Here is a 22,599-nt window from a genome sequence, read left to right on the forward strand (position 1 = left end):
AAGGCGAGCTCGTTATGCAGTGGCTCGCCGAGCGCCTAGATCACGACCGCACCGGGTCGAAGTCAAGCGCGGGCCGGGCATGTCAGGGAGGCGCGGGAATCCTATCGTCCTTCCCCCGCGCGCCACAAAGCATCCAGGGCGTGGCGGTAGGTCGGATACGCCAGCGTGATGCCGAGCTCGCGCTTCAGTTTCGCATTGGAGACACGGGCGCTGCTGGCATAGAAGCTGCGCGCCATCGCCGACATCTCGGCCGTCGCGAACGGTTCTTCCGGCGGCGGTGCCACGCCCATGAGTTCCGCGGCATAGGCAATCACGTCCTGCGGCGGCGCGGGCTCGTCGTCGCAGACGTTAAAGATGCCGCCTCCCTGATGACGAAGCGCGGCCATGATCGCACTTGCGATATCGTCGACGTGGATGCGGTTGAAGACCTGTCCGGGCTTAATGATGCGTCGAGCGGTGCCCGCGCGCAGTGTCACCAGCGCGTTGCGGCCGGGGCCGTAGATGCCTGCAAGTCGCAGGATTACGACATCGCCATGTGCGGTTTCCGTCCAGGCCTGCTCCGCCGCGAGCCGCTGCCGGGTGCGATCGAAGGTGGCGATTGGCGGTGTGCTCTCATCGACCCATGCGCCGCCGTGGTCGCCATACACGCCGATGGTGGCGAGATAGATCACCTTCCGGCGGTGGCCCACCGCCAGCACATCGCCGAAGGCCGCGAGTGCGGGATCGCCGGCGCTGCCGGGCGGGATCGATACGAGAAGGACATCGGCATCGCGGACCAGCTCGACGGTTTTGCGCGCGGGACTGTTACCGGAAAATGCGTGCACCTCGATGCCAGCGAGGTCGTCCCGCTTTCCGGGATCGCGCACGGTGCCGGCGATATGCGAGAAGCTGCCGCCGTATTGGCGGACGAAATGCCCAGCACTGTAGCCGAGGCCAAGGATGAAGAGCCGCATGAATCTCCCGTGCAGGCCGGAGTTCCCGTTCGCGCCAGTGCGCACCCCGCTCATAAGAGATTTTTGGGTCCGGTAAAAGATATTGCGATTTTACTCGCCTGCAAGTGCGGGCGATGGTCGCGCATGCAGGCAGAAGCGGGCACCATAGCGCCATCCGGCGCGGCAGAGCTGATCCGCCACGCGGCGGCGCTGATCTTCGATGTCGACGGCACCCTGGCCGAGACCGAGGAACTGCACCGGCAGGCCTTCAACCATGCCTTCGCTCGGGCCGGTCTCGACTGGCAATGGGACCGTGCCGTCTACAAGGACCTGCTGCGGGTGACGGGCGGCAAGGAGCGCATGCGCGCTTACCACGCGCAGTTGGAGATCGCTCCGCCATTGTCGGACGCTGATATCGCCGAGCTTCACCGCATCAAGACCGCGCATTATGCCGGCCTGATCGAAACCGGCTGCTGTCCCTTAAGGCCCGGCGTGGCGGAGCTGCTTGTTGCGGCCGGGATGCGCGGGCAGCGGCTTGCGATCGCGACCACCACGTCACATGGCAATATCGATGCGCTGCTGTCGCAGGCGCTGGGCACACGCTGGGCGGCGGATTTTGATGCGGTCGTTGCCGGCGATGACGTCAGGCACAAGAAGCCCGCGCCGGATGTCTATCTCGAAGTTCTGGCCCGACTGGGACTGCACGGCTCCGAGTGCGTTGCGATCGAGGATTCCGGCAATGGATTGATCGCGGCTTCGCGTGCCGGCATCCCCGTCCTCATCACCAAAAGCATGTTTTTTGGAGACGATGATTTCAGCGAAGCGCGAGCTGTGCTGGACGATTTGTCGGAACTCGGGGGCTCAAAATAAAAAATGTGAAAAACAACCCCATGCACAGCAGATCACGCCGGCGTGAGGGCCATCGTCAGTGCACCCGGTGGCTCGCTCTATCGTCTTCGGCCTGCTCGACAATTTGCGCAATGGGGCTCGACTGATGGTGGACCAGGCGCCAGCCGTCGCCGACACGACGAAAATGGTTGGCCGCGGCCAAAGCAGTGCCGTCGACGATCTCGATGCAGAGCACGCGCGCACTGTCGCCATCGACAATCGCCTGCGGTTCGGCGCAGACGATCTGCGGCCGTTCAGGATTTTGCAGGATGTCGCGCCAGCTTCCGATTACAGTGGCGCGTCCGACGATCGCCGGCCAGCCCGGATGGATGCAGGAAATGGCGTCGTCATCCGCCCACATCCGCTCCATTCCGTCGAAATCGCCGGTTGAGAAGGCGTCGTAGAAGGCCGCGTTGGCGGCGATGATCTTGCTGTCCTTTGCCATGCCTCTCGGGTGCGGCAATGGCAGGCAAAAATCAAGCGCGACTTCCGTTCGATTTTGCGTTCGATTTTGACCGCAGTGCAGCATTGCCCGCTTTGTGATCACGCCGAGACTAACGTCTCCACCGCCCGCCGCGCACCGTCCTGATAAAGACGGCCGAGCGCTGAGGTCACGGCCTCGCGCAGGCGCGGCTCGGCACCCAGCGCCCCGAACACTTTTCCAACGCCGAGCAATGCGGGTGCGAGCTTGTCAGCCACGAGACCCGCCTCACGCGCCAGCGCGGCGAATTCGGCGGCAAGCGGATCGCGCACGTCGATGGCGCGGCCCTGCTCGTCAAGCGCGGTGACGTAGCGCATCCAGCCGGCGACCGCGAGTGCATGCGTTGCGATCGGCAGGTTCTTGGCGAGGCGATCCCGCATCGCGCTCAGCAGGCGCTGCGGCAGCTTCTGCGAGCCGTCCATCGCGATCTGCCAGGTGCGGTGATGCAGCGCCGGATTGGCGAAGCGCTTCAGCAGCGAAGCGCGATAGGCGGTGAGATCCGTGCCAACAGGCATCGTCAGCGTCACCGCGGCTTCTTCCATCACCTGCGCGGCAAGGCGCGCGAAATGCGGATCCTGCATGGTGTCGGCAATGGTCTCGTAACCCGCGAGATAGCCGAGATAGGCCAGCGCCGAATGGCTGGCGTTGAGAAGGCGCAGCTTCATCAGCTCGAACGGCTTGACGTCGGTGACGAGCTCGACGCCGGCTGCGGCAAGATCGGGCCGGCCTGCGGCAAAGCGATCCTCGACCACCCATTGCGTGAATGGCTCGGTCATGACCGGCCAGGCGTCGCGCATGCCGAGCGCCGAGGCGACCGCATCGCGGTCAGCATCAGTCGTTTCCGGCACGATGCGATCGACCATGGTGCAGGGGAACGCGGCCGCATCCGCAATCCACTTGCCGAGGTCCTTCGACCGTAGCGCGGCGAACTGTGTCACGATCCGCTGCACGGTGTGACCATTGGCGGCGAGATTGTCGCAACACAGCACGGTGAAGGGTGCAAGCCCCTGCGCGCGCCGGCGCGCAAGAGCCGCCACGATGAAGCCCGGGGCCGAGCGCGGCGCATCAAAATTGTTGAGATCGTGCACGACATCAGGATGCCGTTCGTCGAGATCGCCGGTCTGCGGCGTGTGGCAATAGCCTTTTTCCGTGACGGTGAGCGAGACGATGCGAATGGCGGGATCGGCCATCCGCTCGATCAGCGCTGCCGGCTTCTCGCGCGCGACGACGCTGTCGAGCAGCGCGCCGATCACGCGATGCTCGGTGCCTTCGGCGGCGCGCACGGCGACAGTGTAGAGATGATCCTGCGGGGCGAGGGCGTCGCGCGTATCCGGGCTGCGCAGGCTTGCGCCGATGATGCCCCACGATGTGGCCCCAGTGGCAAGGCAATCGTCGATGACGACGGCTTGATGGGCGCGATGAAAGGCGCCGAGACCAAGATGCACGATACCGGGCGTGACGCGCGAACGGTCATAGGCCGGGCGGCGGATGGACGGTGCCAGCCGGTCGAGATTGGCGCGGCCAAGGCGCATGGACGTCTCCCCTTTGCTTTGCCGCTGCTTGACATGGCGCCCGTATCAGGTCAATGCTCCGGTCAATTGGTAAGGCCAATTATCCAAAATTGGCGGGCCGCGGGTGTGAACCACCCGTGCGACCCCTTCGGGAGGACCAGCGTGCCGCTGGAAGCTGTGGAGGCGAGACGGCTTTATCGCCAGGTCGCCGATCAATTGCGAAGCCTGATCGACAGCGGCGAGTACGCGGTCGGCAGCCGCTTGCCGACCGAGCGTGAGCTTGCCGAGCAGCTGAAGATCTCCAGGCCGACGGTGCGCGAAGCCCTGATCGCGCTCGAGGTCGAGGGCCGCGTCCGCATCCGCGTCGGTTCAGGCATCTATGTGACCGAGCCCGCGGATGCTGCGCCCGCGCTGCCGGCTGCCGGCATCGAGGGCCCGTTCGAGCTGCTGCGCGCCCGCGAATTCCTCGAAGGTGCCATCGCCGAGCAAGCCGCGCGCGTGGCGACCAAGGACGATATCGCTCGCATCGACGCGTCGCTCGTCGCGATGGAGAATGTCGAACATCCCGGCGAAGCCTCGATGGTGCACGACCGCGCCTTCCACGTCGCGATCGCCGGCAGCCTCGGCAATGCCGTTCTGGTGCGCGTGGTCGGCGAGCTGTTCGATCAGCGCCTCAATCCCTATTTCGCGCAGCTTGCACATTATTTCGAGAGCCCGGGCACCTGGCGCACCGCGCTCGACGAGCACCGTGCCGTGCGTGATGCGATTGCGGCACATGATCCCGATGCCGCTCGCGATGCCATGCGAAAACATCTGGCGCGCTCTCAGGAGCGCTTTGCGCAGAATTTCGGCGCCGAGGGCGTGGCGGGGGCACCTGCCGGGCGAGCTCGGCCCGCGCGAGCCGCGGCCAAGCCGGCAAAACCAAAGAGAGCGCCGAAGAAGCCGGCCAAAAGCGGCAGCGCACGGCGACGATGAGTTTGGGCGGCCCGCCTCCGCTTAGGGGTGGGCGAACAAGAAGCAGACTTAGAAGATGGAGGAAAAGTCAGTGTTGAAGAAAATGACAATGGTGCTGGCGGTCTCGGCCGCAGCAATGATTGCCACGACCCAGGTCGGCATGGCGCAGACCAAGCTCAAATGGGCCCACGTCTACGAAACCTCGGAGCCGTTCCACACCGCCTCGGTGTGGGCTGCGCAGGAGATCGGCAAGCGCACCAACGGGCGCTATACGGTCGACGTCTATCCGGCCTCGCAGCTCGGCAAGGAAGCCGACATCAATCAGGGCCTCTCGCTCGGCTCGGTCGACATCATCATCTCCGGCTCGAGCTTCGCGGCCAAGAGTTTTCCGCCGATCGGCGTGACCTATTATCCGTACACCTTCCGCGACGCCGATCATCTGCTCGCCTACACCAAGAGCGATATCTTCAAGGAGCTCGCCAAGGGCTATGAGGACAAGAGCGGCCACCACATCGTCGCGGTGACCTATTACGGCGTGCGCCAGACTTCGTCGAACAAGCCGATCAAGACCTGTGCGGACCTGAAGGGCCTGAAGATGCGCGTGCCCGACGTTCCGGCCTATCTGGCGATGCCGCGTGCCTGCGGCGCCAACACAGCGCCGATCGCCTTCGCCGAAGTCTATCTCGCGCTCCAGAACGGCACGGTTGAGGCGCAGGAGAACCCGCTGACCACGATCGAGGCCAAGAAGTTCTACGAAGTGCAGAAGCACATCGTGCTGACCGGCCACATCGTCGACCACCTCAATACGGTGGTGGCGGGCGCGCTCTGGAAGAAGCTCAGCGACGAAGACAAGAAGATCTTCACCGACGTCGCGCAGGAAGCCGCCGCAAAGGCGACCGACGAGATCAAGCAGAACGAAGCCAAGCTGGTTGCCTTCTTCAAGGAGAAGGGCCTGACCGTGACCGAGGTCGACAAGAACGAGTTCCGCGACACCGTGTTGAAGAACGTTCCGTTCGAGACCTTTGGTTATCGCAAGGCCGACTGGGAACGGATTCAGGCGGTGAAATAAACGGCGCCAACCTTGCTGCACGACCCTCATGGTGAGGAGCGCGAAGCGCGTCTCGAACCATGAAGGCCCGGGTGTCGCTTAGGTGTCGCCCGGGCCATCCTTCGAGACGCTTGCTTCGCAAGCTCCTCAGGATGAGGAGCGGAGCGAGTCCAAGGCAGTAAAACCAATTCGAGATTCCGGGTTCGGCTCTTCGAGCCGCCCCGGAAAGACGTTCAAGTCGTTTGGGGAGTAACCATATGTCGACCGCCGAAGTGCACCGGCAGATCACCGGGGACGAGATCGCCCATACCTTCGAGGAGGAGGCGACACCGAAGGTCGATCTCGGCGTCTACGCTTTCGAGGACTGGGTCGCACTGGCGATCTTCTGGGTGATGGCGCTCGCCGTCTTCCTCCAGTTCTTCACCCGCTACGTGCTCAACGACAGCTACGCCTGGACCGAGGAGATCGCGACCTACTGCCTGATCGGCGTGGTCTTCATCGGTTCGTCGATGTGCGTGCGGCTGTCGCGGCATATCCAGGTCGACCTCATCTACCGTTATTTGCCGCATCGCGTGGCACGCGTGCTGTCGACGGTGATCGACCTGATCCGGATCGCCTTCTTCGGTTACGCCGTCAAGCTGGTCTGGGTCTACATCCGGATCATCGGCGACGAGTCGATGACGACGATCAATTTGCCTAAGGACTACGTCTACTACGCCGTGCTGCTCGGCTTCGTGCTGATGTTCGTGCGCTCGGTGCAGGTAGCGGTGCAACATTTGCGACAGGGCTACTCGATCCTCGAACGTCCCGGCGCCTACGACGGTTTTGAAGGATAAGATCATGCTGCTGTTGCTTGGAGGCTTTCTCATCCTGATGCTGCTCGGCGTTCCCGTGGCGATTGCCATGGCGTCGTCGTCGCTGCTCTACATCCTGGTCAGCGGCGTGACGCCCGACGTCACGCTGGCGCAGCGCATGATCGCCGGCGTCGAGAGCTTTCCGCTGCTTGCGGTGCCGTTCTTCATCCTGGCCGGCAATCTGATGAACATCGCCGGCGTCACCGGCCGCATCTACAAATTCGCCGTCGCGCTGGTTGGCTGGATGCGCGGTGGCCTCGGCCACGTCAACATCATCGGCTCGGTGATCTTCTCCGGCATGTCCGGCACCGCGATCGCGGATGCGGCCGGCCTCGGCACCATCGAGATCAAGGCGATGAAGGACCACGGCTACTCCACCGAGTTTTCGGTCGGCGTCACCGCGGCCTCGGCCACGCTCGGCCCGATCATTCCGCCGTCGCTGCCCTTCGTGATCTACGGCATGATGGCGAACGTCTCGATCGGCGCGCTGTTCCTCGGAGGCGTCATTCCCGGCGTGGTCCTGACGCTGCTGATGATGGCGACGGTCACCTACTTCGCCTACAAGAACAAATGGGGCAGCGATACGCCGTTCTCCTGGCCGCAGCTCGGCTCGGCCGGACTCGAGATCGCCGTCGTGCTCTCGTTCCCGCTCGCGATCTGGCTGATGACGCTTGCGGGCATGTCGACCAACATGGCTGTGGTCATCGGGCTCAGTGCGCTGCTCGCGATCGACTGGTATTTCGACTTCTCGGCGGTGATGGCGCTGATGGCGCCGGTGATCCTGATCGGCGGCATGACGCTCGGCTGGTTCACGCCGACGGAAGCGGCCGTCGCAGCCGTGATCTGGTCGCTGTTCCTCGGTCTCGTCCGCTACCGCACCATGACGCTGAAGACGGTGGCGAAGGCGACCTTCGACACCATCGAGACCACGGCCTCGGTGCTGTTCATCGTCACCGCGGCCTCGATCTTCGCCTGGCTCCTCACGGTGTCGCAGGCAGCCCAGCTGCTCTCGGACTGGATGCTCAGCATAACCCACAACAAATGGGTGTTTTTGGCGCTCGCCAACGTTCTGATCCTGTTCGTCGGCTGCTTCATCGACACCACCGCGGCGATTACCATTCTGGTGCCGATCCTGCTGCCGATCGTGCTCAAGCTCGGCATAGATCCGATCCATTTCGGTCTGATCATGACCCTGAACCTGATGATCGGCCTGTTGCATCCGCCGCTCGGTATGGTGCTGTTCGTACTCGCCCGCGTGGCAAAACTTTCGGTCGAGCGCACGACGGTCGCGATCCTGCCCTGGCTGGTGCCGCTGATGCTGGCGCTGATCGCGATCACTTACATTCCCGAACTCACCCTCTGGCTGCCAAAATACATGGGACTTTCCAAATGACCTCCACTGCTCTCGCCGCAACCCTGTTCGGCCCCGAAGATCTCCGCATGGTCGAGCATCCGCTCGAGAAGTTGGCCTCCGGCATGGTGCGCATCCGCTTCGGCGCCGGCGGCATCTGCGGCTCGGACATGCACTACTTCCGTCATGCCCGCACCGGCGATTTCGTGGTGAAGTCGCCGCTGGTGCTCGGCCACGAGATCTCGGGCGAGGTCGTGGAGATCGCGGGCTCGGCAGCGAATCTGAAGGTCGGTGATCGCGTCGCCGTCAATCCCTCGCGCTGGTGTGGCCATTGCGTCGCCTGCCGCGAGGGCCGGCCGAACCTCTGTGAAAACATCTACTTCATGGGATCGGCGTCGAAGACACCGCACATGCAGGGCGGCTTCGCCAATTATTTCGACGCGATCCTGGCACAATGCGTGAAGATTCCGGACCACGTATCTTATCAGGCCGCGGCGCTGGCCGAGCCGCTCTCCGTCTGCCTGCACGCGGTCGCGCGCGCCGGTAATATCGAAGGCAAGCGCGGCATCATCTTCGGCGCCGGCCCGATCGGCCTGCTGACCATGCTCGCCGCGCGCCGCGCCGGCATGGCTGATGTCACGGTAGCCGACATCGCATCGGCTCCGCTCGCTTTTGCGACCCGGCTCGGCGCCTCGCATGTCGAGAACGTCGTGGGCGGTGAGGAAGGCTTGAAAGCGCAGGCGGCTGCGCGGCCCTATGACGTCGCATTCGAGGTTTCGGGCACGGCCGCGGGCCTTGCGAGCGCCATCGGCATCGTCAGGCGCGGTGGCGTGGTGGTGCAGATCGGCAATTTGCCGGGAGGCCAGATTCCGACACCGGCGAATGCGGTGATGGCCAAGGAGATCGACCTGCGTGGCTCGTTCCGCTTCGGCTTCGAGTTCATGACCGCGGTGGAGCTGATCGGTAACGGCAGCATCGACGTGCTGTCTTTGGTCACGGCGGAGCGGCCGCTCTCGACCGCGCCGGACGCATTGCGGCTGGCGCTCGACCGCTCGCAGAGCGTCAAGGTCGTGTTGACCGCGAACTGATTGGAGAGAATGCCCATGATGCTGGAAGGATGGCGCTGGTACGGGCCGGATGATCCGGTCTCGCTCGACGATGTCAGGCAGGCCGGCGCGACCGATATCGTCTCGGCGCTACATCAGGTGCCGATCGGCGAAGCCTGGACGCGCAAGGACGTCGAGGAGCGCAAGAATTTCATCGAGAACGGCCAGCCCGGCCGTTCGCAACTGACCTGGTCGGTGGTGGAATCGATTCCGATCCCCGACGACGTCAAGCGTCTCGGGGGCAAGGCGACGAAGTCCATCGATGCCTGGATCGCGAGCCTGGAGGCGGTCGCGGCTTCCGGCATCAAGATCATCTGCTACAATTTCATGCCGGTGGTGGACTGGTGCCGCACCGATCTCGAATGGGAGTTGCCGAACGGCGCCCGCGCGATGCGCTTCGACCAGGATCGCTTTGCGGCGTTCGAGCTGCACATCCTGAAGCGCCCCGCCGCCGTGCAGGAATATTCACCCGAGCAGCAGGCGCACGCGAAAAAGCTGTTCGATCAGATGAGCCAGGCGGACATCGACTATCTCATCATGGTGATCGCCAGCGCGTTGCCGGGCTCGACCACCGAGCCGATGACGATCCCGCAATTCCGGGACCGGTTGGAGACCTATCGCGATATCACGCCAAAAATCCTGCGGCAGCATCTCGCCGAATTTCTGGGCCGCGTCGCGCCGATCGCCGAGCAGCTCGGCGTCTCGCTGACGCTGCATCCGGACGATCCGCCGCGCGCGCTGTTCGGCCTGCCGCGCATTGCCTCGACCGCCGACGACTATCAGGCGCTGTTCGATGCGGTGCCGTCAAAGGCCAACGGTATCTGCCTGTGCACAGGTTCGCTCGGCGCACGCGCGGAGAACAATCTGCCCGAGATGGCCGAGCGCTTCGGCCCGCGCATTGGGTTTGCCCATCTGCGCGCGACCAAGCGCGAGGCGGGCAGCTTGTCGTTCTACGAGTCCGATCATCTCGATGGCGACGTCGACATGATCGCGGTGCTCAAGGCGCTGCTCAAGGAGAACGCGCGGCGCTCGCCCGACAAGCAGATCGTGTTCCGCCCCGACCACGGCCACCGCATGCTGGACGATCTCGCCGCCACCAAGCGCACCAATCCCGGCTACACCGCGATCGGCCGCCTCCGCGGTCTCGCCGAGCTGCGAGGTGCGATCAGGGCGATCGAGCATCGATAGGGCAGCAGGGCCTCCCTAAAGCTGCGAGGGCCCTGGCCGTTGCTCGCAGAGATTGTCTTGGGTTCCTGTGTGTGCCAGAGTGGCTGCATTGCATTTTGACTGACGCATTGCAGCCACAGGCCATTTATAGGAGCCGAACATGAGCTTCCTGGTCGAACGTCCGCCCGAGCAATATGATCGGGCCGCCTTCTCCGGTTTCAATACATCCAGCACTTTCAACCTCGGTACCGCGCGCGCGATGATGTGGATGTCGCAGCTCGCCTACGAGACGCACGTCCCCGCGACCATCGACGCTGTTTCCAAGCTCTTGCAGCTCTCCGGCGTAACAGTGTTGAGCAAGCCCGCCAAATCGTCGCTGCCGATGACGGACACCCGAGGCGTCATCGCCAAACGGGATGATGCGACCATTGTCGCCTTCGCGGGCACAGATCCGCTTCATCTTCTGAACTGGGTCAGCGACTTCACGCTCGGCCGGCCGCAGGAAGCCGTGCACCAAGGATTCCGCGACGCGGCGGCGGCGGTGTGGAATGACGTGAAGGTGGCGCTCGCGGCCGCGCGGGACAACGGCTCGCCGATCTTCATCACCGGGCACAGTTTGGGCGCAGCCATCGCGGTGGTTATCGCGGATCTCGCGCGCCAGGAGCTTAAACTGGGCAACGCGCAGATCTATCTGTTCGGCTGCCCGCGCGTCGGCCGGGCCGACTTCGTCGCGCCTTACAACATCACGTTCGGAGCGACCACCTATCGTTTGGTGCACGGTGCCGACATCGTCCCCACGGTGCCGCCGCCACTGCTCGGATTTCATCATGTCGGCGGCTATCTCGGCTGCGCTTCAGGTGCGAAATTCGGCGCGACACCGCCGGCCCCCGGTTCAGACGAGCCGATGGCGGAGGCCGGATTGGGAGAGCAGCTCCGCGGCCTCTTCGTCGGCTTCTCACAGAATGCGCGGAAGGATACGCTCGGCGCGCTTACCGTGGCCCTGCCGCCGGGGATCGGCGATCATCTGCCCGATCGTTACTGCGCCGCGCTGACGCCCGCTCAATAGCAGGCGGCCATCGCGCCGAGTTTCGGATAGAGCTTGTCGATCGCGGCGATCTCGCTTCGCATCTGCGCGATGATCCAGTCGCGGATCTCGGTGGCGATCGGGCGCATCGGCCGGTTGCGCGGCGGCAGGAATTCGCAGATGCGGCGCGTGGTGGTGAACGTATCGGAGGCCGGCACCAGCGCGCCTGTCAGCAACCAGTGCGAGGCGACCGTCAGCCAGCCGAGCGCGATGCCCTGGCCGAGGAGTGCTGCCTGCATCACGACGGCATAATCGGTGAAGCTCAGCGCCTTTGCCGCGCCGCGGCGGCCGGTGAGCAGCGATGCGTAATCCGCGGCCCAGTCGCCGGGCGTCTCGGCCAGGCGGATGATGGTGTTGCTCTCAGTGGGATCGGTCGCGCCGAGATAGCCGGGGCTGCACATCGGCAGCATCACTTCCCTCATCACCAGCGTGCCGCCGGACGACGGCTCGTCGCGATCGCGAAAACGCATGCCGAGATCGACATTCTCCACCGGCCCGCGCAACGCGCCGGAGATCAGCTGGAAGCGCAAATCGACTTGCGGAAATTGTTTCTGCAGCTTGTCGATGCGCGGCATCAGCCAATGCGTGGTGAAGGCGGAGGAGACCGACAGCGTCACCGTTTCGGTGCCCTTGCGCCGCCGCTCGATCTCGACGAGCCCACTCTCGATGCTGCGAAAGCCTTCGAGCACGCGGCGATAAAGCAATTCGCCTTCCTCGGTGAGCACCGCGCGGCCTGCCTTGCGATCGAACAGGCGGACGCCGAGATGCTCCTCGAACTGGCCGAGCATCCGGCTCACTGCCGGCTGCGTGACGTTCAGTTCGGCGGCGGCCGCGGTGAAGCTGCCATTGCGCGCCGCTGCGTCAAAGACGAACAGGGCGTTACTGGAGGGCAGCATCCGGCGCAGCTCAGGCATAACGCCATGTTATGGGCGCGGTGAGAATTTGGCAATTGCCGGATTTTGCCAAGTCTGGTGTCATTGGCATGACAGCCTAAATGCAGGGCTTGCGAGCGAAGATTTGGTGCGGCGCACGCTGCACCTCTGAATGCTTCAATACCCTGTCTATAAAGCAGGCTTATGGCGCGCAGTGAGGCACGCCAGGACATGGCGGGGTCGATCGTTGGACAAACGAGCGGAAAGCGTCGAGATCAGGTCGGCCAGCAAGGCCTACGGCGCCGTTCGCGCCCTCGACGACGTGTCCCTCAATGTCGGCGCCGGCGAGTTCGTCTCGCTGCTCGGTCCCTCCGGCTCCGGCAAGACCACGTTGCTCGGAATATTGGGCGGCTTCATTCTGCCGACGTCAGGCACAATTCTCTTCGGCGGCCGCGACGTCACTTACATGCCGCCGCACAAGCGCGACATCGGCGTCGTGTTCCAGAACTACGCGCTGTTCCCGCATATGAGCGTCGGCGAGAACGTTGCCTTTCCCTTGCGCGCGCGCCGCCTGCCGAAAGCTGTCTGGCCCGACAAGGTGCGGGCCGCGCTGGCGATGGTCGGGCTTGCCGGCTATGAGGAACGCGGCATCGCGCAACTCTCCGGCGGCCAGCGCCAGCGCGTGGCTCTTGCGCGCGCCATGATCTTCGAGCCGCGCCTGATCCTGATGGACGAGCCGCTCTCCGCGCTCGACAAGCAGCTGCGCGAATCCATGCAGATCGAGCTGCGGGCGCTGCACCGGCGCATCGGCGCCACCATCATCTACGTCACCCATGACCAGCGCGAGGCGCTGACCATGAGCGACCGCGTCGCCGTGATGAAGGACGGCCGCCTGATCCAGATCGACGCGCCCGAGCGCCTGCACGATCATCCCGCGGACTCCTTTGTCGCCAGTTTTATTGGCGAAGCCACGATGTTGCCGGTCCGCCGCGTCGATGCCTCCAGCGTCGCGCTTGGCAATGCCCTGTTGCGCAGCGCCCGCGCCATTCCCGATGGCGATGCGCTGATGCTCGCCGTGCACAGCGAAAAACTCTTGATCGACGACGGCGCGCAGGATGCCGCCTGCAACCGGCTGACCGGGACGGTCACCGACATCGTCTATCAGGGCGAGAGCCTTCGCATTTTCCTGGCGCTTGCGGATGGCATCGCGCTCAGCCTGCGCCAGCCGGCCTATCACCAGGCGTACCAGCGTATCCCGCCGCTCGGCGGCAGCCTCACCGTCACCCTTCACCCCGAGGACACCATCGTCGTGCCCAGGGGCAGCGACTAGCCTCCAGCCTTGTCCAAACCGAGAGAAGAAAAAATGTCGTCAGCAGCCTCGTTCAGCAATTTCAAGGTTCTCACCTTCGACGTCGTCGGCACCTTGATCGATTTCGAGACCGGCGTGCTCTCCGCGGTGCGCAGGATCTCGGGCAAGACGCCGGCCGAGCTCAGCGACGACAAGATTTTTGAATCCTACAAGCGTGGCCGCGACGCGCATTACGAGCGCTCGAGCGAGGTGATGTTCCACGTCTATCGCTATCTCGCCAAGGAGCTCGGACTGGCGTCTGACGATGCATCCTGCGACGTATTCCAGCTCGCCGTGCTGCGCTGGGGGCCCTTTGCGGATTCTGTCGAGGCGCTGAAGCGGCTGCGCACGAAGTTTCGCCTGGTTGCGATGACCAATGCCGATCGCGTCGCGCTGTCTTGCTATGCGCATGCGCTCGGCAATCCCTTCGACGACACCGTCTGCGCCGACGATACTGGCGTGGCAAAACCCAATCCGGAATTCTTCGCCTACAACAAGGGCCGCCAGTCGGCCTTCGGCTACAAGCAGTCCGACATCCTGCACGTCGCGCAGAGCCAGTACCACGACATCGGGATCGCACGAAAACTCGGCTACAAGGTGTGCTGGATCGAGCGCCGCCAGGGCATCGCCGGTTTTGGCGGCACGCCGATGGTCGAGACGCTGACAAAACCGGACTTCCATTTCCCGACGCTGAAGGCGCTCGCCGACGCGGCCATCGGCCCGGCGGCGTAAGTTTGTGAGCGGCGGTATGACACGGGACTGGAGCGCGCTGCCATCGGCCAACTCGCTGTGGGAAGCCACAGCCGAGCCGGCGCGCGACTTTCCCGTGCTGTCGGGCGAGCAACAGGCGGATGTGGTGATCATCGGTGCGGGCTATACGGGCCTGTCCGCGGCGCACCACATCGCCAAGAGCGGGCTCGCGCCAATCGTGCTCGAAGCCAACCGCCCAGGCTGGGGCGCGAGCGGCCGCAATGGCGGCGTGATCACCGCAAAATTTCGCCTCTCGTTTCGCGAGATCGACGCTACGCATGGCCGCGCCATGGCGCGGCGCATGTACGAGATCGCGCATGAATCGACCGACATCGTCGAGGAACTGGTCTCCGAATTCGGCATCACCAGCGCCGCGTTGACCCGCGTCGGCCAGGTCAAGGCCGCGCATAACGAGACGACGCTGAAGGCCGCGATCGACGAAGCGAGCTGGATGAAGCGTGAGATGGGCGATGCGGAGGTCCGCATCCTCGACAAGGGGCAAGTGCGTGACGAGACCGGCTCCGACATCTTCGTCGGCGGCGTGCTCAATCCCGGCTCGGGCGGCATCCATCCGCTCAACTATCTGCGCGGCCTCGCCGACGGCGTGGCGCGCCGCGGCGTTCCGATTTTTCAGGAGTCGCCGGTGGTGAGGCTGCGGCGCGAAAAGGACGGCATCGTCGCGGAGACGCCGCAAGGCGCGGTGCGCGCCAAGCAGGCGATCATCGCTACCAACAGCTATTCCGATCTGACCGATGCGACCGCGCAGATGCAGCGCACGCTGATCCCGTTCCGCAGCGCCATCATCGCCACCGACCAGCTGCCGCGCAATCTCGCGGGACAGCTGATGCCGACGGGGCGTAGCTACACCGAGACCAAGCGCATGATGCGCTGGTTCCGCATGGTCGACAACCGCGTGATCTTTGGCGGCCGTGGCGCGTTCGGCAAGCAGGATTCGCAAGCCGCCTTCGATGCGTTGCGCAAGGCGATGGTCGGCATCTTTCCGGACCTCGCTGATGTCCCGCTCGCCTACAAATGGTCGGGCCTGGTCGGCATGACGCTGGATTCGGTACCACATATCGGTCGGCTCGACGACCGCACGCTAGTCTCGATGGGCTACAACGGCGCCGGCGTTGCGATGTCGAGCCTGATGGGCCGCTATCTCGCCGCCTTCGTGCGCGGCGAGATGCCCGATGTCGGGCTGCTCGATATCAGGCGCATGAAGGCGATCCCATTCTATCCGCTGCGCGAGCCGGCCGTGCGCATGGTCGCCGGCTGGTACCAGTTTCTCGATGCGATCGGTCAGTGATTTACTTGGAGGAGGCGAGGATGACGATGAGACAGCACTTTGGATTGGGCTGCGCGCTGCTGGGCGCAATCGGTTTTACCACCGCGGCCGGCGCCGCCGAGCAGATCACCTTCGTCTCGCAAGGCGGCGCCTATCAGGCGGCGCAGACGGTGGCGATCCTCGATCCTTCCGCCAAGAAGCTCGGCATCACCATCAACCAGGACTCCATTCCCGACGCCTGGCCCGCGATCAAGACCCAGGTCGGCAGCGGCAAGCCGATCTGGGATGTCGTCGATACGCCCACCGGCAACTGCCTGCGGGGCGGCGAGCAGGGGCTGATGGAGAAGCTCGACTTCTCGAAGATTCCAAACGGCGCGGCGATGCCGGAGGCCTATCGCAGTCCCTATTCGGTATCCTACGAGTTCTATTCCAGCGTGCTGTCCTACAGCCAGAAGACGTTCCCGAAGGATGCGCCGAACAGCTGGGCGGATTTCTGGGACGTGAAGAAATTCCCCGGCCGCCGCGCCCTGCGCAACCACCCGTTCGCCACGCTCGAGGCCGCATTGATGGCCGACGGCGTCGCGCCCGACAAGCTCTATCCGCTCGACGTCGACCGCGCCTTCAAGAAACTGGAAGAGATCAAGCCGAGCATTACGGTGTGGTGGACATCAGGCGCGCAGTCGGCGCAGCTATTGAATGACGGCGAGGTTGACATGGAGATGGCCTGGAACGGCCGCGTCAGCGCGGTCGCCAAGGAAGGCGCCAAGGTTGCCTTCACCTACAACCAGGGCATCTTGCAGAGCACCTCGCTCTGCATCCTCAAGGGCGCGCCGAATCTCGACGCCGCCGTGAAATTCCTCAACGAGGCCGTTGATCCCGTGCACCAGGCCAATCTGCCGCTCAACATCGATTACGGCCCGGGCAATCCCAAGGCGTTCGAGACCAGCGTGATCAAGCCCGAGCGCGCCGCGCAATTGCCGAGCGAGCCCGCGAACGCATCGAAGCAGGCGCTGATGTCCTACGCCTGGTGGTCCTCGCCCGCGGGCGAAGCCGCCGAGAAGCGTTGGGCGTCCTTCATGCAGAAGTGAGCGAGGCAGCGTTGACGACATCAATGTCCGATCCATCGCAAAAGCATCAGCGCCGCGAGCACGGCCTGATGCTGGCATTGGTGTCGCCGGCGCTGCTCGTGATTCTCCTGCTGATCGTGCTGCCGGTCGGCTGGCTGGCCTGGCAGTCGATCTACCATGACGGTTTTACGCTGGAGAATTATCGCCGGGTCTTCACCGAAGACATCTACTGGCGCAGCTTTGCGCTGACCTTCGAGATCAGCCTCGCGGTGACAATCATTGCGCTGCTGCTCGGTTATCCCGTGGCTTATCTCGCCAATTCGTTGCCGAAAGGCTGGAGCATCCTCATCCTCTCACTGGTGGTGCTGCCGTTCTGGACCAGCGTGCTGGTGCGTGCCTATGCCTGGCTGGCGCTGCTCCAGCGCACCGGCGTGATCAATCAATTCCTGCGCTATCTTGACGTGATCAGCGAGCCGCTCGCGCTGGTCCACAACACCTTCGGCACGGTGGTGGCGACCGTGCACATCCTGCTGCCGTTCATGGTGCTGCCGCTCTACGCCACCATGCAAAAGATCCCCGGCGACCTCATGCTGGCCGGCGCCAGCCTGGGCGCGAGCCCGTCGCTGACCTTTGTTCGTGTCTTCCTGCCGCTGTCGCTGCCGGGCGTGCTCGCCGGCTGTACCATGGTGTTCGTGCTCTGCCTCGGCTTCTACATCACGCCGGAGCTGCTCGGCGGCGGTCGCACCGTGATGGTGTCGATGCTGGTGAGCCGCAATGTCGAGCTCTACAACCAGTTTGGTGCCGCGAGCGCGGTGGCGGTGGTGCTGCTGGCCAGCGTGCTGTTGATCTTCTTTGTCGTCAGCCGCGTCATCTCGCTCGATCGCATCCTGGGGCAGAAATGACGCGATTGTCACCCGCACGGATTGCCCTCTACGTGATCAGCGCACTGGTGCTGGTCTATCTGATCCTGCCGGTGCTGATCATCGCGCCGATCTCGTTCTCCAGCGCGCGCTTCCTGACCTTCCCACCGCCGTCATTTTCCACGCGCTGGTATCAGCAGTATTTCTCCAACTCCGCCTGGATGCAGGCGACGCGGGTGACGCTGACGGTCGCGTTACTGACCGTCGTGATCGCAACGCCGCTTGGCGTCGCCGCCGCCTATGCCATCAGCCAGTCGAAGCTGCGCATCATGCGGGTGATCCACATAGCGCTGCTGCTGCCGCTGGTCGTGCCGATCATCATTACCGCGATCGGCATCTTCTTCGTCTATGCAAAAGTTGGACTGGTCGCGACCATGCCCGGCCTCGTGCTGGCGAACGTGATGCTGGGATTGCCTTACGTCGTTATTTCGGTGCTGGCGGGCATGCAGAGCTTCGACCCCGCGCAGGAGATGGTGGCGCGCAGCCTCGGCATGAATCGCCTGCGCAGCTTCTTCGCGGTGACGCTGCCGCAGATCAAGTCCAGCGTGATTGCGGGCGGCATCTTTGCCTTCATCTCGGCGATGGACGAAACCATTGTCGCGCTGTTCATCTCAGGCGGCCAGTATCAGCCGCTCACCAAGCGCATGTTCACCGCGCTGCGCGACGAGATCGACCCGACGATTGCCGCGATCTCGACGCTGATGACGGCAGCGTCCTTCATGCTGGTGCTGCTGGCGAGCACGCGGCAGAAGGGGAGCGGGTGAGGGCGGTGTCGCTCGGCTCTCGGGTCATCAAGGCGGCCGGGTTGTCCGTCACGCCGCGCCGGCTGCGCTCGTCGTCTGACGATCGAAGCAGACGAGTTTGCTGCGAATCGTGCCACCGTCATCCTCGATCTGGACGTAGTTGAGCTCGTAGGGATAGCTGTTGTCGTCTTCGAGATCCGCCAGCGTAAGATCTGACGGCTCCTCGATGTAACGGGTCCACGAGCCCGGATTGTAATATCGGCATCCGTTCTCCTCGATCTCCTGGTGTAGGTGGGTGTGGCCCAGCACGACGATGTCGGCGTGCACCTTCCATATGTTTCGGGCGATGGTCAGGCATTCGGCCCGGACGTCGATCCGGGAGGCGTCATGTAACGACAGCGTCGACCCGCTGCCGCCTCCGGCCGCGTTGACCGCGGGTTTGGCAATCTCAATGATGTCGGTCCATCGGGTCAAGCTGCCGTCGGCTTTCAGCAGCATTTCGAGAAGCTCGGCGAGCTGCTCTTCGCTGCCGAACTGCTTGCTGACGCTGGCTTCCGTCATGTCCGGCCGGCCAAGCAGGTCGCGGCAGAGTTCGGCGATCTTCTCGCGAAAAAATGGATCGCCTTGTATGGCGCCCAGAAGCTCCGGTCCGATGTCGTCTCTGCTCCCGGCCGACAGCGATGCGCCGAAATGCTGGAGGATGAACCTGGCGCCGAGCCATCCCACCGTCCGCAGTCCCCAGCGGTCTTCCCGCAGCAGGATCCGGACCAGCTCGGTCTGGGGATGCACATTGTCGACGAAGGGATATTTCTCTTCGAGCGGGTTCACGAAGCGGACCACGAACAGGGTACCGGTGCACATTTCCAGCCGTGGCGGCGCGTTGTCGTCCGGTAGGCGCAGGATCGGATGGCGCCAGTTCTTGAAGCCGTTGACGGGATCGATCGACGGGAACAGGTGGCCGTGGCTGATGTGGAGCTTGCCGCCGTAGCGCGTGTAGGTGTGCTCGCCGAGCTCGATGTTGACGTTGCCGGCAACGCTGCGGAGGCGGTCTTGCACCGCCGTCCAATGCAGGTCGATGTCGTGATTTCCGGGAAAGATCGTCACGATGTTGCCGGGCGCCTGGAACTCCACCAGCGCCTTGAACGCCTCCGGATGGCCGGCGAGGATGCAGTCCAGCTTGTCCAGCGATTCCTCTTCCGAGCACCAGTAGTCGGGAGAGTTCAGCGTATATCGTTCGGGGAGGACCTGAACGAACTCGAGGAAATCGCCGTTGATGATCAGCTCGATCTCGCCGCGCCGGCCTCGATCGGTCTGCGCCTGCTGCCGGACGAAAGTCGCAAACTGATTGTTGTCGTCGACAAAATCGTCGCCGCGCCCTCCATCGCCCATGTGGAGGTCGCTCACGATCAGTGTGACGGGTTTCTGCGCCATCAGACCGGTGCCTTCAGGTCGAGCGGACATTGCAGTGAGTACCATAGGCCCAGCGGGTTGTTATCGGCGAGCAAGTCGCGACGTAGATCGAACAGGATCTGCCCGACGGGTTTCCGATCTGCGTAGCGTTCGATGAATGTCCTCGCAAACACCGCAGCGAACAAGGTCGGCACGGGAAACGACGGCGCCACGAGACCCGCGGATCGTCGCTTGCGGAATTCCTTTCGGAACGAAAGGAAGGAGACGGGCGAGATGTTTCCGGCGTCGCAGGCGTTGACGAATACCAACGGCCAATTCGCAAATGGAGGGCCGGTGACGTGGAAGGCCGTGAACTGCTTGGACTTCTCGAACTCGAGGATGTCGGCGGTGCCGTGACAGAAGAAATAGATCAGGCTCGGGTTGGCTGCCTGGTCGCGAAACGCGGCGACCACCTGATCGTAGCCGACCGCATATTTGCCGCGGGGCGCAAGCGACTGGTCGAAAAAGTCCTTCTGCAATTTCACCGGAAGCAGGTTGCGGCCTTGCCACGTCTTTTCCTGATCGATGCTGTCGTTCAAGCCCATGGTCACGTGAAACTGGCCGGCCTGCTGGCGGTTCGACGGCAGTTTCTCCGCGGTCGACGTCACGATGAGCAGCGATTCGATGACGAAGCGGTTGCCCCAAAATCGTGGCGGCTGGTAATTTTCGGGCGGATAGCCGTCGATGTAGGTGAGTGGGTAGAGCATCTCCCAGGGGAAGACGACGGAATCCGTGATCACGGCGATCCTGGCGCCGAACGGTAGTTCCTCGATCCGCTCGAACATTTTCTGAAAGACGGGATCCTCCGACAGCAGATGGTACAGTTTCGAGCCCACGGTGACGGCGGCCTGCATCGCCTCCTGCGCCAACGCGCGCGCGGTGTCGTCGGAAGGCAAGGTCAGCTTCTCGTCGATGGTCTTCCACAGCGCGTTGTTCGCGATCTTCCTGATGTCATCGACGATCAGCGAGTCATAGGCGGCCTTCAGCTTCGAGGGCGTTACCACCGAGGTGACCTCGGGCTCGCCGCGTACACCGTCGATGTTCCAATAGACCAGCCACGAATCTCCCTTGCTGGTGATGAAAAGCTCGGCGATCCGCTCTTCGGGCTTGGCGGCGGCTATGGCCTGAAGGTCCAGGTCGATCATGATGGGAGCGTGTGCCGCCGACCCCAGAGCATCCACGGGATGGATCTCCAGAAAGAACGAGTGTATCAGTGCGCCGCCGACCGAGATAACGACATGAATGCCATGAGGCTCTGACTCCTCATCGGACGTTTCGGCACGAGGCGGGGCCGCAAGCTTGAAACGCGGCCGGTCTCCGGTCAGCGCTCCATTCTCGAACCGCGCGTCGCGTGCAGCGATGCCGTCGACCAGAAGCAGTCCTTTCGGCACGATCGTGATGCCGAGCGTGAGCGCAGGCCGGTCGATCAGCGTGTCAAGGAGTTGGCTGCGGACGCCTCCGAGGTCGGCCTCTCCAGCCAATCCATAGTTGACCACCAGATCGAACTGGCTTCCCCAGACGACCTCGTCCTGCCACGCCTGCGCTCCCTCCAGCGCGAAGTTCAGGCTCGGTCTCTGCAACGGCGACGGTTTCCGGTCGGAGCGCGGCGGCTCTGGGGAGAGAGCATCGAGGTACGACGCGGTCGTGCCCGCAATCAATGTGCTTCTCAGCTTCTTGAGGATATCCGATTCCTCACTGGAAAGTGCCTCGGCAACTCGCGACTGATGCGATGCGACAGGCGCTGCAGCGATCGTCTCATAGGTCTTCGTCGAAATTCCTCCCTCGGCGGCGATCTTGTGCACGGCCGTGGAAGCGTCCCTCGGCCGGTTCCAGGGAGCGGCATGTGTTGCGCGGCTGACCATCTCGTAAGCTGTTTGACGGGCTTTGTGAGGTGTAACTGGATCCGGTGCTGCCGAAACGTCGCGTGCCATCAGGGCGTGAACGATATCAAGCCGGCCTGGTTCGGCCGTCGCAGCGGAGAGCGGCCGGAACGCGCTGACTCGCGCGGCATTTTGCAACGAGAACTGATTGGCGACGGAATCGATGTTCTTGACCAGGCGCGTTGCGTTCGCGACTTCCTTCGCACGTGAGCGCTTTTCAGTGAGGGTCACGGGAGACGGCGCCGCCCTGCTCCAGGGGTCGACGACGAAGGCGACTAGTTCGTCCGGCTCGCCGCGCAACAGGGTCTCGAGCGCGGTGAACGGCAGATGATCATCGTTCCAGTAGAGCTCGCCGTCGATGCTGACGCCCTCGTTCTCAGGCGAAGCCAGACCGCTTGCCAGCACATGTTCCGGAGAGATCCAGCCGTGTCGGTTATCGAATATCCTCCAATGTCCCGACACGGCGTTGGTCGCCACCATCGTCAACCGCATTGGTCCGTGGTTTATCAAGTCGAAATCCACCAGACGCAGCAGCATCTTGGTTGTTTCGAATCGGCGGCGTTCGATTTGGCTTGCGAGGCCAAGCTGCCGGCGCACCCGGTCGAATGGTGAGCGCCGTGACGGGACGTCGGCCAGCGGCCCGCTCGTACAGAATTCGAGATACTCGTGCAGCGCTGGCCCGCGCCGGTCGGGCTTATTGCCGGCAATAATCGCTGCGGTGATGGCTCCGGCCGAACTTCCGCAGAGCCAGTCTGGCATCAGCTCGAGTGGGGCCGGAGTCTGGGCAAGGGCTTCGTACGCGCCCACGTGATAAGGCGTGTGGGAGGTATCGCCCAACAGCGCCAGGACGTACGTGGCACGTCGATCGAATTGCGGCACGTTGCTTGCCCCGAGACGACTTTGCCTGAA

At 63.6% G+C, this 22,599-nt stretch carries 20 protein-coding genes; 14 read left to right on the forward strand and 6 right to left on the reverse strand.

Going from position 1 to position 22,599, the window contains the following annotated elements; all coding sequences use genetic code 11:
• Window positions 1–101 precede the first annotated feature (101 nt).
• A complete protein-coding gene (locus tag BMW89_RS30495) occupies window positions 102–953 on the reverse strand; it encodes an SDR family oxidoreductase (protein WP_092032853.1) in 852 nt (283 codons plus the stop codon).
• Between the two features lie 123 nt (window positions 954–1,076).
• Here BMW89_RS30495 and BMW89_RS30500 point away from each other — a divergent pair, with 123 nt between their 5' ends.
• Complete coding sequence (locus BMW89_RS30500; protein ID WP_177196435.1) at window positions 1,077–1,802, forward strand: HAD family hydrolase; 726 nt, start codon at window positions 1,077–1,079, stop codon at window positions 1,800–1,802.
• A gap of 55 nt (window positions 1,803–1,857) precedes the next feature.
• Here the strand turns inward: BMW89_RS30500 and BMW89_RS30505 are convergent, their stop codons facing one another.
• Together BMW89_RS30505 and BMW89_RS30510 are read right to left on the reverse strand one after the other, a co-directional pair.
• Window positions 1,858–2,265, reverse strand: coding sequence for a nuclear transport factor 2 family protein (locus BMW89_RS30505; RefSeq protein WP_092032856.1), 408 nt, complete (start codon window positions 2,263–2,265; stop codon window positions 1,858–1,860).
• Window positions 2,266–2,363: 98 nt separating this feature from the next.
• Window positions 2,364–3,833 carry a mannitol dehydrogenase family protein gene (locus tag BMW89_RS30510; RefSeq protein WP_092032859.1) on the reverse strand — a complete coding sequence of 490 codons (1,470 nt, stop codon included), beginning with the start codon at window positions 3,831–3,833 and terminating at the stop codon, window positions 2,364–2,366.
• Window positions 3,834–3,974: 141 nt separating this feature from the next.
• On the opposite strand from BMW89_RS30510, the gene BMW89_RS30515 reads away from it, so the two are divergent.
• From BMW89_RS30515 to BMW89_RS30545, 7 genes are all read left to right on the forward strand, one after another.
• Window positions 3,975–4,787, forward strand: coding sequence for a FadR/GntR family transcriptional regulator (locus tag BMW89_RS30515; RefSeq protein WP_092032862.1), 813 nt, complete (start codon window positions 3,975–3,977; stop codon window positions 4,785–4,787).
• Between the two features lie 88 nt (window positions 4,788–4,875).
• The gene (locus BMW89_RS30520; protein ID WP_177196441.1) at window positions 4,876–5,835 is read left to right on the forward strand and encodes a sialic acid TRAP transporter substrate-binding protein SiaP; all 960 of its coding nucleotides are present in this window, start codon (window positions 4,876–4,878) and stop codon (window positions 5,833–5,835) included.
• A 236-nt stretch (window positions 5,836–6,071) separates the two neighbouring features.
• On the forward strand, window positions 6,072–6,650 hold the full coding sequence (locus BMW89_RS30525; protein ID WP_092032869.1) for a TRAP transporter small permease: 579 nt from the start codon (window positions 6,072–6,074) through the stop codon (window positions 6,648–6,650).
• A gap of 4 nt (window positions 6,651–6,654) precedes the next feature.
• The gene (locus tag BMW89_RS30530; RefSeq protein WP_092033116.1) at window positions 6,655–8,061 is read left to right on the forward strand and encodes a TRAP transporter large permease; all 1,407 of its coding nucleotides are present in this window, start codon (window positions 6,655–6,657) and stop codon (window positions 8,059–8,061) included.
• The gene (locus BMW89_RS30535) at window positions 8,058–9,107 is read left to right on the forward strand and encodes an L-idonate 5-dehydrogenase (RefSeq protein WP_092032872.1); all 1,050 of its coding nucleotides are present in this window, start codon (window positions 8,058–8,060) and stop codon (window positions 9,105–9,107) included. The genes BMW89_RS30530 and BMW89_RS30535 overlap by 4 nt, the downstream gene beginning before the upstream one ends.
• Window positions 9,108–9,122: 15 nt before the next feature.
• On the forward strand, window positions 9,123–10,313 hold the full coding sequence (gene uxuA, locus BMW89_RS30540; protein ID WP_092032875.1) for a mannonate dehydratase: 1,191 nt from the start codon (window positions 9,123–9,125) through the stop codon (window positions 10,311–10,313).
• A 247-nt stretch (window positions 10,314–10,560) separates the two neighbouring features.
• Window positions 10,561–11,358: a lipase family protein gene (locus tag BMW89_RS30545; protein ID WP_244547731.1), complete on the forward strand. Its 798-nt coding sequence runs from the start codon at window positions 10,561–10,563 to the stop codon at window positions 11,356–11,358.
• Here the strand turns inward: BMW89_RS30545 and BMW89_RS30550 are convergent.
• The gene (locus BMW89_RS30550) at window positions 11,352–12,290 is read right to left on the reverse strand and encodes a LysR family transcriptional regulator (protein WP_092032882.1); all 939 of its coding nucleotides are present in this window, start codon (window positions 12,288–12,290) and stop codon (window positions 11,352–11,354) included. The two genes, BMW89_RS30545 and BMW89_RS30550, sit on opposite strands and share 7 nt — an antisense overlap.
• A 205-nt stretch (window positions 12,291–12,495) precedes the next feature.
• Here BMW89_RS30550 and BMW89_RS30555 point away from each other — a divergent pair, with 205 nt between their 5' ends.
• The 6 genes from BMW89_RS30555 to BMW89_RS30580 are packed head-to-tail and all read left to right on the forward strand — an operon-like array spanning window position 12,496 to window position 18,382.
• Complete coding sequence (locus tag BMW89_RS30555) at window positions 12,496–13,578, forward strand: ABC transporter ATP-binding protein (RefSeq protein WP_092032885.1); 1,083 nt, start codon at window positions 12,496–12,498, stop codon at window positions 13,576–13,578.
• 33 nt (window positions 13,579–13,611) lie between these two features.
• Window positions 13,612–14,328: an HAD family hydrolase gene (locus BMW89_RS30560; RefSeq protein ID WP_092032888.1), complete on the forward strand. Its 717-nt coding sequence runs from the start codon at window positions 13,612–13,614 to the stop codon at window positions 14,326–14,328.
• A gap of 16 nt (window positions 14,329–14,344) precedes the next feature.
• Complete coding sequence (locus BMW89_RS30565) at window positions 14,345–15,652, forward strand: NAD(P)/FAD-dependent oxidoreductase (protein WP_177196436.1); 1,308 nt, start codon at window positions 14,345–14,347, stop codon at window positions 15,650–15,652.
• Window positions 15,653–15,672: 20 nt separating this feature from the next.
• Entirely contained in the window at window positions 15,673–16,719 is a 1,047-nt protein-coding gene (locus BMW89_RS30570; RefSeq protein ID WP_092032898.1) for an ABC transporter substrate-binding protein, read from the forward strand.
• 23 nt (window positions 16,720–16,742) lie between these two features.
• Complete coding sequence (locus BMW89_RS30575) at window positions 16,743–17,600, forward strand: ABC transporter permease (RefSeq protein ID WP_244547732.1); 858 nt, start codon at window positions 16,743–16,745, stop codon at window positions 17,598–17,600.
• Window positions 17,597–18,382, forward strand: a complete 786-nt coding sequence (locus BMW89_RS30580) for an ABC transporter permease (protein WP_092032906.1) — start codon at window positions 17,597–17,599, stop codon at window positions 18,380–18,382. The genes BMW89_RS30575 and BMW89_RS30580 overlap by 4 nt, the downstream gene beginning before the upstream one ends.
• Window positions 18,383–18,430: 48 nt before the next feature.
• Here BMW89_RS30580 and BMW89_RS30585 read toward each other — a convergent pair whose 3' ends face one another.
• Both BMW89_RS30585 and BMW89_RS30590 read right to left on the reverse strand, forming a co-directional pair.
• Window positions 18,431–19,792, reverse strand: coding sequence for a metallophosphoesterase family protein (locus BMW89_RS30585; protein ID WP_092032910.1), 1,362 nt, complete (start codon window positions 19,790–19,792; stop codon window positions 18,431–18,433).
• Window positions 19,792–22,569 (reverse strand): patatin-like phospholipase family protein, encoded by a 2,778-nt coding sequence (locus BMW89_RS30590; protein WP_092032915.1) that lies wholly within the window; start codon window positions 22,567–22,569, stop codon window positions 19,792–19,794. Before BMW89_RS30590 ends, BMW89_RS30585 begins: the two co-directional genes overlap by 1 nt.
• Window positions 22,570–22,599: the final 30 nt, after the last annotated feature.

Source organism: Bradyrhizobium sp. OK095, from assembly GCF_900109945.1.
Classification (GTDB): domain Bacteria; phylum Pseudomonadota; class Alphaproteobacteria; order Rhizobiales; family Xanthobacteraceae; genus Bradyrhizobium.

What these genes read in the sequence shown, in the direction of transcription:
- BMW89_RS30495 (WP_092032853.1), bottom strand. Translation starts at nt 953, where the DNA reads ATGCGGCTCTTCATCCTTGGCCTCGGCTACAGTGCTGGGCATTTCGTC.
- BMW89_RS30500 (WP_177196435.1), top strand. Translation starts at nt 1,077, where the DNA reads ATGCAGGCAGAAGCGGGCACCATAGCGCCATCCGGCGCGGCAGAGCTG.
- BMW89_RS30505 (WP_092032856.1), bottom strand. Translation starts at nt 2,265, where the DNA reads ATGGCAAAGGACAGCAAGATCATCGCCGCCAACGCGGCCTTCTACGAC.
- BMW89_RS30510 (WP_092032859.1), bottom strand. Translation starts at nt 3,833, where the DNA reads ATGCGCCTTGGCCGCGCCAATCTCGACCGGCTGGCACCGTCCATCCGC.
- BMW89_RS30520 (WP_177196441.1), top strand. Translation starts at nt 4,876, where the DNA reads ATGGTGCTGGCGGTCTCGGCCGCAGCAATGATTGCCACGACCCAGGTC.
- BMW89_RS30525 (WP_092032869.1), top strand. Translation starts at nt 6,072, where the DNA reads ATGTCGACCGCCGAAGTGCACCGGCAGATCACCGGGGACGAGATCGCC.
- BMW89_RS30530 (WP_092033116.1), top strand. Translation starts at nt 6,655, where the DNA reads ATGCTGCTGTTGCTTGGAGGCTTTCTCATCCTGATGCTGCTCGGCGTT.
- BMW89_RS30535 (WP_092032872.1), top strand. Translation starts at nt 8,058, where the DNA reads ATGACCTCCACTGCTCTCGCCGCAACCCTGTTCGGCCCCGAAGATCTC.
- uxuA (WP_092032875.1), top strand. Translation starts at nt 9,123, where the DNA reads ATGATGCTGGAAGGATGGCGCTGGTACGGGCCGGATGATCCGGTCTCG.
- BMW89_RS30545 (WP_244547731.1), top strand. Translation starts at nt 10,561, where the DNA reads ATGTCGCAGCTCGCCTACGAGACGCACGTCCCCGCGACCATCGACGCT.
- BMW89_RS30550 (WP_092032882.1), bottom strand. Translation starts at nt 12,290, where the DNA reads ATGCCTGAGCTGCGCCGGATGCTGCCCTCCAGTAACGCCCTGTTCGTC.
- BMW89_RS30560 (WP_092032888.1), top strand. Translation starts at nt 13,612, where the DNA reads ATGTCGTCAGCAGCCTCGTTCAGCAATTTCAAGGTTCTCACCTTCGAC.
- BMW89_RS30565 (WP_177196436.1), top strand. Translation starts at nt 14,345, where the DNA reads ATGACACGGGACTGGAGCGCGCTGCCATCGGCCAACTCGCTGTGGGAA.
- BMW89_RS30570 (WP_092032898.1), top strand. Translation starts at nt 15,673, where the DNA reads ATGACGATGAGACAGCACTTTGGATTGGGCTGCGCGCTGCTGGGCGCA.
- BMW89_RS30575 (WP_244547732.1), top strand. Translation starts at nt 16,743, where the DNA reads ATGTCCGATCCATCGCAAAAGCATCAGCGCCGCGAGCACGGCCTGATG.
- BMW89_RS30580 (WP_092032906.1), top strand. Translation starts at nt 17,597, where the DNA reads ATGACGCGATTGTCACCCGCACGGATTGCCCTCTACGTGATCAGCGCA.
- BMW89_RS30585 (WP_092032910.1), bottom strand. Translation starts at nt 19,792, where the DNA reads ATGGCGCAGAAACCCGTCACACTGATCGTGAGCGACCTCCACATGGGC.